This window comes from Caldisericia bacterium (genome assembly GCA_021158845.1).
In the GTDB taxonomy this organism is placed as follows: Bacteria; Caldisericota; Caldisericia; order B22-G15; family B22-G15; genus B22-G15.
Map to the genome: position 1 here is coordinate 1 of JAGGSY010000023.1, position 10,543 is coordinate 10,543.

12 protein-coding genes are annotated in these 10,543 nt (G+C 37.1%); 10 read left to right on the plus strand and 2 right to left on the minus strand.

The features are described from left to right. A partial coding sequence (locus tag J7J33_00860; GenBank protein ID MCD6167845.1) for a hypothetical protein occupies positions 1–461 on the minus strand: 461 nt, incomplete at its 3' end. Next, the gene (locus J7J33_00865; protein ID MCD6167846.1) at positions 458–1,837 is read right to left on the minus strand and encodes a TldD/PmbA family protein; all 1,380 of its coding nucleotides are present in this window, start codon (positions 1,835–1,837) and stop codon (positions 458–460) included. The genes J7J33_00860 and J7J33_00865, both read right to left, overlap by 4 nt. A gap of 206 nt (positions 1,838–2,043) precedes the next feature. On the opposite strand from J7J33_00865, the gene J7J33_00870 reads away from it, so the two are divergent. The 10 genes from J7J33_00870 to J7J33_00915 all read left to right on the plus strand — a co-directional run. After that, on the plus strand, positions 2,044–2,601 hold the full coding sequence (locus tag J7J33_00870; protein MCD6167847.1) for a 2-oxoacid:acceptor oxidoreductase family protein: 558 nt from the start codon (positions 2,044–2,046) through the stop codon (positions 2,599–2,601). After that, the gene (locus J7J33_00875; protein MCD6167848.1) at positions 2,598–2,948 is read left to right on the plus strand and encodes a 4Fe-4S binding protein; all 351 of its coding nucleotides are present in this window, start codon (positions 2,598–2,600) and stop codon (positions 2,946–2,948) included. Before J7J33_00870 ends, J7J33_00875 begins: the two co-directional genes overlap by 4 nt. Before the next feature lie 7 nt (positions 2,949–2,955). Then, positions 2,956–4,134: a pyruvate ferredoxin oxidoreductase gene (gene porA / locus J7J33_00880; GenBank protein MCD6167849.1), complete on the plus strand. Its 1,179-nt coding sequence runs from the start codon at positions 2,956–2,958 to the stop codon at positions 4,132–4,134. Between the two features lie 10 nt (positions 4,135–4,144). Then, positions 4,145–5,098 (plus strand): pyruvate ferredoxin oxidoreductase, encoded by a 954-nt coding sequence (locus J7J33_00885; protein MCD6167850.1) that lies wholly within the window; start codon positions 4,145–4,147, stop codon positions 5,096–5,098. A 51-nt stretch (positions 5,099–5,149) separates the two neighbouring features. Then, a complete protein-coding gene (gene gcvT, locus J7J33_00890; protein ID MCD6167851.1) occupies positions 5,150–6,238 on the plus strand; it encodes a glycine cleavage system aminomethyltransferase GcvT in 1,089 nt (362 codons plus the stop codon). Between the two features lie 16 nt (positions 6,239–6,254). Beyond that, the gene (gene gcvH / locus J7J33_00895; GenBank protein MCD6167852.1) at positions 6,255–6,635 is read left to right on the plus strand and encodes a glycine cleavage system protein GcvH; all 381 of its coding nucleotides are present in this window, start codon (positions 6,255–6,257) and stop codon (positions 6,633–6,635) included. Between the two features lies 1 nt (position 6,636). Next, positions 6,637–7,959 (plus strand): aminomethyl-transferring glycine dehydrogenase subunit GcvPA, encoded by a 1,323-nt coding sequence (gene gcvPA / locus J7J33_00900; protein MCD6167853.1) that lies wholly within the window; start codon positions 6,637–6,639, stop codon positions 7,957–7,959. Further along, positions 7,960–9,378 carry an aminomethyl-transferring glycine dehydrogenase subunit GcvPB gene (gene gcvPB / locus J7J33_00905; protein MCD6167854.1) on the plus strand — a complete coding sequence of 473 codons (1,419 nt, stop codon included), beginning with the start codon at positions 7,960–7,962 and terminating at the stop codon, positions 9,376–9,378. It abuts the gene before it with no gap. Further along, complete coding sequence (locus tag J7J33_00910) at positions 9,372–10,184, plus strand: radical SAM protein (protein MCD6167855.1); 813 nt, start codon at positions 9,372–9,374, stop codon at positions 10,182–10,184. Before gcvPB ends, J7J33_00910 begins: the two co-directional genes overlap by 7 nt. Continuing rightward, a partial coding sequence (locus J7J33_00915; protein MCD6167856.1) for a hypothetical protein occupies positions 10,159–10,543 on the plus strand: 385 nt, incomplete at its 3' end. The genes J7J33_00910 and J7J33_00915, both read left to right, overlap by 26 nt.

Here is a 10,543-nt window from a genome sequence, read left to right on the forward strand (position 1 = left end):
TCTTCTTCTAAAACCATTGTTGGTAATATTTCTTTTGTTATTATATCCCTCTCCATATAGAAGAAGGGTTCTATCTCCTTCTTAAACGCCTTTAATTCCTCTACAACCTTTTCTCCTTCTTCTATAAATTTCTTTCTCTCCTCCTTCTCTATTCTCTCATCATAAAAATTCTTCTCGTCAGCGCTTCCTCCTTCTACAAACTGAAAATCAACCTTATCACCGAACTTCGAAACCGTGAGACTCTCATCTACGACTGATTCAACATCCTCTGCATCAGTTGAAAAGGAAAAGCCAAGTTTTCCATCCTTTATAACCCTTACAGCAATACCCCCATTTTTTCCTTCCTCAATATTTTTAAATTTACCATTCTCAAAGGAGAGGGATAACTTATCAACGTTAAGTATTAAAAGTTCTCCACTCGCTCCACTTTGTTCAACAAGCTTTACAAATTTCTCTCTCATCCCTTACCTCCAACAAGTGCATTGCTTATAAGTATGTGTGGAGAACCATGACTCACCGGGAGCGGATACTGATTTCCCTTTCCACATCCACCACCAGAATCGTGTATCTCAAAATCATTACCTATACCTACAATGTTTTTAAGAGTTGTAAACACATTTCCAGAAAGAGAGATGTTTTTAACCATTTCTGAAATCTTCCCATCCCTTATTATGTACGAAACTTCAGGCACAAATGTAAATAGTTCTCCATTGGTTTGACCACCAAAGGCTCCTTTTGCATAAACCCCAAACTTCACATCTTTTATAAGATCAGAAAAATCAACCTTACCATTCTCTATACATGTAATTCTCATCCTCGGTATAGGAGGGAAATTATAGGATATCGCCCTTCCATTACCTGTAGCTTCCTCATTCATCTTTCCTGCAGTTTCTCTTGAATGTAGTCTTCCATAAAGCACACCATTCTTGATAAGGTAAACTTTTTTTGTTTTTACACCCTCTGAATCATACATAACAAAACCTCTCTTACCCTCCATATCGCCTGTATCAAAAACATTTAAGCCTTCCGAGCCAAAAACTCTTCCAATCTTCATGATTCTTTTTAAGTTCTCATTTTCGTAAATGTTGTCTCCTTCACTTAGATGACCAAAAGCTTCATGGATAAAGACTCCTCCAAGTTCCTGGTCTATAACAACAGGAAAGTTTCCTCCCTTAATCTCTTTAGCATTCAACAATTCAATTGCAAGTTTTGCCTTTTCTTTAACTTCCTCTTCAAGACCAAACATCACAGAAATATCATTACTACTTCCAAAATCAACTTTACTTCTCTGTGTTTCCTTTCCATTACTTGCAATCACCATCATTGTTGATCCTATATCTATAACATCCTGTTCAACATAAGTTCCCTCTGAATTGGCAAAATAAACTTTTTTAACTGTGTCATTATACCTTATAAAAGTTCCTACTATTTCATTACCAGCCGAGAAAAAGATTTCATTATATTTCATGAGTGTTTTTACCTTCTCCTCAAGAGAAATATCCTCAGGATGTTTGATTACTTTAGGTTTAAATTTTACTTCAACTACATCAGCGGATGCAAGAGTGGATTTCTCCTTTATGAGTCCTTTCAGGGTTTTTGCCTGAGATATGGCATCTTCAACCTTTCTTTTTATCTCACCAAGGCTATTGAAATATACAAAACCCCATACACCGCCTACTAAAACCCTGGCATTTCCTCCAAAGAACCTACCTCTCTTTAATGTCTCTAAACTTCTTCCCTTTATTTCAACTCCTGTCTTCTCTCCCTTTTCAACCCTAATCTCCAGATAATCAACATCACTCCTTTTTACAATGCTCCTTATTAAATCTTCAATCAAATCTGTACCTCCAGTTCTAAGTTTCTAATTAATAATAAAAAATAGTTGTTCTCTTTTCAATCATTATAATTGCGATTATGTTTATAAAAAACTTTTCCTTTATTTTTTTAAAGTGCTATAATATAATAAGGTTTGGTAATATAATATAATAAGGTTTTTGGCAATAAATTAAAATTAAATAAACGGAGGAAAGAAAAGTGAAAGAGGTGTTTGAGGTTAGAATTCATGGAAGAGCGGGTCAGGGCGCTAAATCGGGAGGTCAGATTTTAGCCCTTGCTGCTTTTAAAGAGGGTAAAACGATTCAAGCCTTCCCTGAGTATGGATCTGAGAGAAGAGGTGCTCCAACAGTTGCTTACACAAGAATCTCTGAGAAAGAGATAAGATCCCACGAACCTATAGTTAATCCAGATGTTGTAATTGTTCTTGATGACACACTTCTATACACAATTCCTGTAACTAAAGGGTTATCTGATGAAGGAGTGCTAATAGTGAATACTGTAAAGAGTCCTGAGGAGGTAAGAAGAATAACAAAGTTCAAGGGAAAGATCTTCACAGTGGATGCAAGTGGAATAAGTATAAACAATATTGGTAGAGATGCTCCAAATGTTCCATCTCTTGGAGTTCTTGTTAAATCCTATCCCATTGTAAAACTGGAATCCCTCGAACTTGCTATAAGGGAGATTTTTGAAAAAAAGATGGGAAAGGAAAAGGTAGAGGCGAACATAAAAGCTCTTAGAGAAGGCTATAAGGAGGCGAAATCATGAGTGAAAAAGTAAAATGGAGTGAACTCAAAGGCTGGAAGGAAATACCCATAGGTGGAAATCTACCAGCTAAAACTTCTCTTGAATACAAAACTGGAACTTGGAGAACATTTAGACCAGAATTTGATCCATCTCTATGCACCCACTGCATGATATGTGTTCACTACTGCCCAGACTCTGCAATTCCTGTGATCATATCTGAAGAAGGAGTCAAAGGTTTTAGAGATAGAGTATATAAAGGTCCAGTCAGACTTGAAACTAATTTTGACTACTGCAAAGGATGTGGAATATGTGCTGAGGAATGTCCTACAAAAGCAATTAAAATGGTAAGGGAAACATGGGAGGATTAAAATGAGTATGACAAAAGTTAAAAGCACAAAAAAACCATTAACTGGAAATGAAGCCATTGCTGAAGCAATGAGGCAGATAAAGCCAGATGTTCTTGCAGCATATCCTATTACACCTCAATCTCCAATAGTCCACACCTTCGCAAAGTTTGTTGCTGATGGAGTTGTGGATACTGTGATGGTAACACCAGAGTCAGAACATTCTGCCATATCTGTGGTAACAGGCGCAGAAGCTGCTGGTGCGAGAGCAATGTCTGCCACAGCATCGCAGGGACTTGCACTTATGGTGGAAGTTCTACCTGCAACATCTGGATTGAGACTGCCAGTGGTTATGGCAATAGCAAATAGAGCATTATCTGCTCCAATAAACATACACTGTGACCATTCCGATTCCATGGCGGTAAGAGACCTCGGTTGGATTCAAATTTACTCTGAAAATGCACAGGAAGCATATGAAAATATGTTTCTTGCGGTAAGGCTTGCAGAACATCCAGATGTTTTACTTCCAGCAATGGTTATGCTTGATGGATTTATCATAAGTCATGGAGTTGAGGTTGTAGAGATATATGATGATGAAGTTATGCACAAATTTGTTGGTGAAAGAAAACCAAAATTTTCCCTGTTGAATTATAAGGAGCCATGGACAATGGGTCCCCTTGAATTAACTGATTACTACTTTGAAACAAAGAGACAGGAACAGGAAGCTATGAAGAAGGCTAAAAAGCTGTATATAGAGATAGGAAAGGAACTATCAGAAATTACAGGCAAAGAGTATGGATACTTTGAAAAGTATAGACTTGACGATGCAGAAGTGGGGATAGTGGTTCTATCCTCTGCTGCAGGAACTGCAAAGGATGCAGTGGATGAACTGAGGAAAGAGGGTAAAAAGGTAGGATTGTTGAAGCCAAAACTATTTAGACCCTTCCCATATGAAGAGATAAGAGATGCTTTAAAACATTTGAAAGTTATAGGTGTTCTTGATAGATCCTATTCCTTTGGTGGTTATGCTCCCCTCTATTCAGAGATAAGAAACGCTCTATATGACCTTGATAAAAGAATTCCAATACAGAGTTATATATATGGGCTTGGTGGAAGAGATATCTTCAAACAAGAGATAAAGGAAGTCTTCAACGAACTCCTTGAAGGTAAAGTTTCAAGTGAAGAAAAGTGTATAGGACTTAGAGAGTAAGGAGGAAAAAATGAATGTAAGAGAATTGGCTAAAATTCAAGCTGAACAGGGCTTGAAGCTTGTTCCGGGACACAGAATGTGTGCCGGATGTGGGATAAACACCATAGTAAGAACTGTTCTTTCAGCTTCAAAAGATCCTGTTATTGTTGTAAATGCTACAGGGTGTCTTGAAGTTGTCACAACAATATATCCATACACTGCATGGAATGTTCCATGGCTTCATGTCACTTTTCTTAACGCAGCATCTGCTGCATCTGGAGTTGAAGCTGCCTATAGAGCACTCAAGAAAAAGGGAGTTGTTAAAGATAAAGTTAACATAATTGCCTTTGGAGGAGATGGTGGAACCTATGATATAGGTATTCAAGCTCTCTCTGGAGCCCTTGAAAGAAGACACAATTTTCTCTATGTGTGCTATGACAATGAAGGATATATGAACACAGGCCATCAGAGGAGCGGTGCTACTCCATTTGGAGCATCCACAACAACTGCTCCATCTGGTAAAGTATCCTTTGGAAAGAAGGAGTGGAGAAAAGACCTTGTGAAAATTGTAGCAGCACACAACATACCGTATGTAGCTCAGGCTTCCATATGGAAGGTTGTTGATCTATACAATAAGGCAGAAAAGGCTCTATCCATAGAAGGACCGAAATTTATAAATGTATTGATGCCATGCACAACAAACTGGTCTTTTCCAGAGAACTTAACAATAAAACTGTCAAGACTTGCAACTGAGACAAACTTTTGGCCCCTATATGAAATTGAAAATGGCGTACTTACAATAAACTACAAGCCAAAAGAGAGAAAGCCTATTGAGGAGTTTTTAAAACTTCAAACAAGATTCAAACATCTATTCAAACCAGAGAATAGACATGTAATTGAAGAGATGCAGAAAAAGATTGATGAGGATTGGGAAAATCTTTTGAAACTGGAGAGAGTAACACACGAAGAGGGAGTAAGGTTGTAATATTTAAAGCCCCAGATGTCTGGGGCTTTTTATTTTTAATAAGGAAGAAAAATGAAAACAGTTCCATTAATTGAATTACACAAAAGACTTGGTGCGCATCTAACTGAATTCTCTGGATTTTTGATGCCCCTTTATTATAAATCCATAAGGGATGAGCATCTATCAGTGAGGAATAGTGTGGGTATTTTTGATGTCTCCCACATGGGAGAAATAGAGATAGAGGGAAAGAGAGCAAAACTCTTTGCCGATTATATACTAACCAACAACATCAACTCAACATCCTATGGAGATGTTAAGTATACAGTAATGTGTAATGAGGAAGGGGGAATCCTTGATGATTTGTTCTCCTATACATTTTCAGATGAAAGAATCCTTCTTGTTGTAAACGCCGGAAACACAGAAAAGGACTTTAACTGGATTAAAAAACATCTATGGGACGGACTTAATGTGAAAAACATCTCCAGTGAAATCGTGGAGTTTGCCATTCAGGGACCTCAAGCTGAGAAACTCCTCCAGAACTTCACAGATTTTGATCTCTCACAGATTGGATACTTTAAATTCAACGAAATAGAAATCTTTGGAGAAAAACTCCTCATTTCAAGAACTGGCTATACAGGAGAGGATGGATTTGAAGTATATATGAAGGCATCACTTGGAGAAAAAATTTTCATGGATATCCTTGAAAAGGGGAAGGAATTTAACATACTCCCATGTGGACTTGGTGCAAGGGATACATTAAGATTTGAGGTGTGCTATTGGCTCTATGGAAATGATATTGATGAATCCATAAATCCAATAGAATCTGGTCAAAAATTTCTCGTGGATTTTTCAAAAGAGGACTTTATTGGAAAAAACGCACTTGAAAAAATTAAAGAGAGGGGTGTAAAGAGAAAATGGAGAGGACTTGAGATTAGTGGTGGTGTTGCAAGACATGGTTATAAGATCTTTAAGAACGGAAGAGAGATTGGATTTGTAACAAGCGGAAACTTCTCATTTGTGTTGAATAAATCCCTCGCATTAGCCTACATTAACCTTCCTTATGGTAAAATTGGAGAAGAGGTTAGAATTTTAGGAAAAGGGAAGGAGCTTAAAGGGAAAGTCATTAAGAAACCTTTTATAAAACCAAGAACAAAAAAATAAAAAGGAGGAGAGCAAGATGGCTAAAGTTGTTGAGGGTCTTTACTATGCAAAGACCGATGAATGGGCAAAGGTAGAGGGAGACACAGCAACCGTTGGTATTACTGACTACGCCCAGGATCAGTTGGGAGATATTGTTTATGTGGAAGAAGCAGAGGTTGGCAAGAAGGTAAAAAAGGGTGAAGCAGTTATATCCATTGAATCCGTAAAAACAGCAGCAGATATACATGCTCCAGTTTCTGGAGAAATAATTGAAGTGAACAAAGAAGTTGTAGATAATCCTTCCATTGTTAACGAGGATCCTTTTGGCAAAGGTTGGCTTTTCAAGATCAAAATGGAGAATAAAGAGGATTTAAACGATTTAATGGATGCAAAGGGATACAGCGAGTATAGAAAATAACATGAAATATATTCCTTTAACAGAGGAAGATAAGAGGAAAATGTTTGAGGAGATGGGGATCACATCCATCTCCTCTCTTTTTTCTGACATTCCAGAAGAAATACTTTTAAAGAGAAAATTAAATCTACCGCCTGCTCTAAGTGAAAAGGAGATTGTCTCCCTTATTAAAAGAACCTTCAAGGAGAATGATCTCACTGAAAGGATATTTCTTGGAGGAGGTGCATACTTTCATTTTATTCCCTCCACCATAAACTATCTGTTGGAAAGAGGTGAGATATATACCTCATACACTCCATACCAGCCAGAGATGAGTCAGGGTCTTCTTCAAGCAATGTTTGAATTTCAATCTGTAATGAGTGATTTAACTCATGCAGACATTACAAATGCATCCATGTATGATGGTGCTTCTGCTCTTGCTGAAGCAATACTGATGGGGGAGAGGATAAATAAAAAAGGTAAAGTTGTGCTTCCAAAAAACTTAAATCCTCAATACAGGGAGGTAATTGAAACATACCTAAAACCAAGAAATATAGAGATTATAGAGGTAGATTTCACAGAGGAAGGAAGGATTGACATTGAAAAGTTGAAGTCAATTTTAAAGGAAGAGGTTTCCTCTGTTGTTGTTCAATCTCCAAACTATTTCGGAGTTATTGAAGATCTGAATAAACTGGGGAAAATTATCAAAGATAGCGGTGCTCTATTTATTTTGTCCATAATTGAGGCATTATCCCTTGGAATAATCAAACCTCCCTTTGACTTTGGAGTTGATATTCTTGCAATGGAGGGACAATCCTTTGGTATGCCCCTCTCCTTTGGGGGACCTTATCTTGGAATTTTGCAGACAAAGAAAGAGTATGTAAGACAGATCCCTGGAAGAATTGTTGGAGAAACTGTGGATAAAAATGGAAAAAGATGTTTTGTGATGACATTGAGACCAAGAGAACAAGATATAAGAAGGGAAAAGGCTACATCAAATATATGTTCAAATCATGCTTTAAAAGCCCTTGTTGCCCTTGTATACCTTGCCACAGTGGGACCAAGAGGATTTAAAAAGATAGCAGAGATAAACTATAAGAAGGCACACTATCTCGCAAAGAGATTTAATGATGAAGGATTTAAGCTTACCTTCTCAGGGCCATTTTTCAATGAATTTGCTGTAAATCTTCCCTTTGATGAGAATGAACTAAGAGAAAAACTTTCACTTGTAGATATATATGGTGGGATACCCATTGAGGGTTATAAAAATTCCTACCTTTTTGCAGTTACAGAGATGAACAGTCTTGAAGACATAGAACTCCTTATGTGTGCTATCCTGGAGGGTTAGATGAAACTATTAAAGGAATTATCAAAAAAAGGAAGTAACAAATTCTTTATAGAGGATTTCAATAGATATGACATCAAGGTAGAGCTTGACAAAAACTTATTGAGAGATGAAGTAGAGCTTCCAGATATTAATGAGGTCACTCTAATAAGACATATAATTAACCTCTCTCATAGAAATTATGGAGTTGATAATGGCTTTTATCCCTTAGGTTCCTGCACAATGAAGTATAACCCAAAGATAAGTGAAGAAATAGCGAGAAGAGAAGAATTCCTATACATGCATCCACTACTTCCAGAGGATATGGTTCAGGGGAATTTGAAAATACTATGGGAACTTTCAGAGTATCTTAAAGAGATAACAGGGATGGATGCCTTTTCACTCCAACCTGCAGCAGGTGCCCACGGTGAGTACACTGGAATGAGAATCATATGGGAGTACTTCAAGGATAGAGGAGAGGAAAGAAGCGAAGTTATAGTGCCAGATTCTGCCCATGGCACAAATCCAGCCTCTTCGGCAATGGTAGGATTTAAAGTAATTGAAATCCCATCAAAGAATGGAATAGTTGATCCAGAAGAGCTAAGAAAAGTTGTTACAGACAAGACTGCTGCATTTATGCTCACAAATCCAAACACTCTTGGGCTCTTTGAGAGAGATATTTTGAAAATAAGTAAGATTCTAAAAGAAAAGGGTGCGCTACTCTACTATGATGGAGCAAATCTAAATGCCCTTCTTGGTATAGTGAGACCGGGCGATATGGGATTTGACATAGTTCACCTAAACTTACACAAGACCTTCTCAACTCCTCATGGAGGAGGAGGACCAGGTGCTGGACCAGTGGGGGTTAAAGATTTCTTGAAAGATTATCTCCCCTATCCTATAGTTGAAAAGGAGGATGAAAGATTCACCTTTAAGAAACCAGAAAAAAGTATTGGGAGAGTTAGAAGTTTCTACGGTAATTTTACAGTTTTACTGAAAGCATACATATACATAAGACTCATGGGTCCCGAGGGTTTAAGAAAGGTTTCAGAAACAGCAGTTTTAAATGCCAACTACATAAAGGAAAAACTTAAAGAATACTACCCTCCCCTTGTTGATACAGTGTACAAACATGAATGTGTACTATCTGGAAAACCATACAAAAAGTATGGTGTAAAGACATTTGATATTGCAAAGAGGCTAATGGATTATGGATTTCACCCTCCAACTGTGTATTTTCCTCACATAGTTGAAGAGGCACTAATGATTGAACCCACAGAAACAGAAACAAAGGAGACCATTGATGAATTTATAGATGCCATGATAAAAATTTCAAAGGAGGCAAAGGAAAATCCTAAAATTTTAAAGGAGTCTCCTCATACCACAGAAATCTCAAGACCTGATGAGGTGAAAGCTGTAAAGGAGATGAAACTTAAGTGGTAGAGGAGAAAATCAAATTCTTCTATCCCAACAAAACCTTGACCATTTCCCTTACAGGAGAATTCTGTGATAGACACTGCCTTCACTGTAATGGTGTCTATCTTAAAGGAATGACACCAAAGGAAGATGCAATAAAAAAACTTAAAGAGGGTGAGTATCTCTCTGTTCTTGTATCTGGTGGTTTTAACGAAGAGGGAAAGATACCTCTTATCCAGAATATAAATCTTTTAAAGAAGATTAAAAGATTCAATAAAAAAATTCTTATACATCCGGGATTTCTTTCCCCTAATGAAATTAAAAAGGTAAAACCCTTTGTGAATGCTGCATCATTTGATTTCATATATGATGATGAGTTAATAAAAAGAGTTTATCACCTCCCCTACACAGGAAAGGACTTTAGAAAGGAGTATCTTCTTTTAAGAAGAAATTTTAGAACCTATCCTCACATAATTGTTGGTCTTGATGAAGGAAAGATAAAAGGAGAGTTTGAAATAATTGATGTCCTTGCCGAGATAAAACCCTCTCTTATAGTTTTCCTTGTAATAATCCCTACAAAAGGCACTGCCTTTCAGAACGTCAAACCTCCAGATGTTGATGATGTTTATAAAGTATTTGAAGCTGCAAGAAGAAAGTTGAGACTTACAAAACTGTATCTTGGTTGTATGAGACCTAAGGGAAAGTATAGAGATGAACTTGATGTTATGGCTTACGAGGTTGGGTTTACAGGTTTTGTAAATCCCTCACAATCGCTAAAGAAAATAGTTAAAGATCCAGAAGTGTATTATGAGTGTGGAATCCTCTACCCTTAGAGTTTCCCTTGGCAGTGCTGTGCTACTAAATCTAACGAATAAAAAAGTGGATTATCTTCCCACAACAATTTATGTTATGACACCTGGTAAGTGTGTGAGAAACTGTAAGTACTGCACTGAAGCAAAAGATTCCTCCTCTCTTCCCAATATGCTTTCAAGGGTTATATGGCCCCCTTTTCCAATAAGTAATGTAATGGATAGAGTAAAGGATGGAAACTTTAAAAGACTCTGCATACAAACTGTAAATAATAAAATTTCAAACAAAGTGGTTGAGAAGGTTTTAAAGGAAATTTCAACTTACATTTCGGTATCTATCTGTATAAACACATATTCAGAAAAACTCATAGATAGGATTTTCC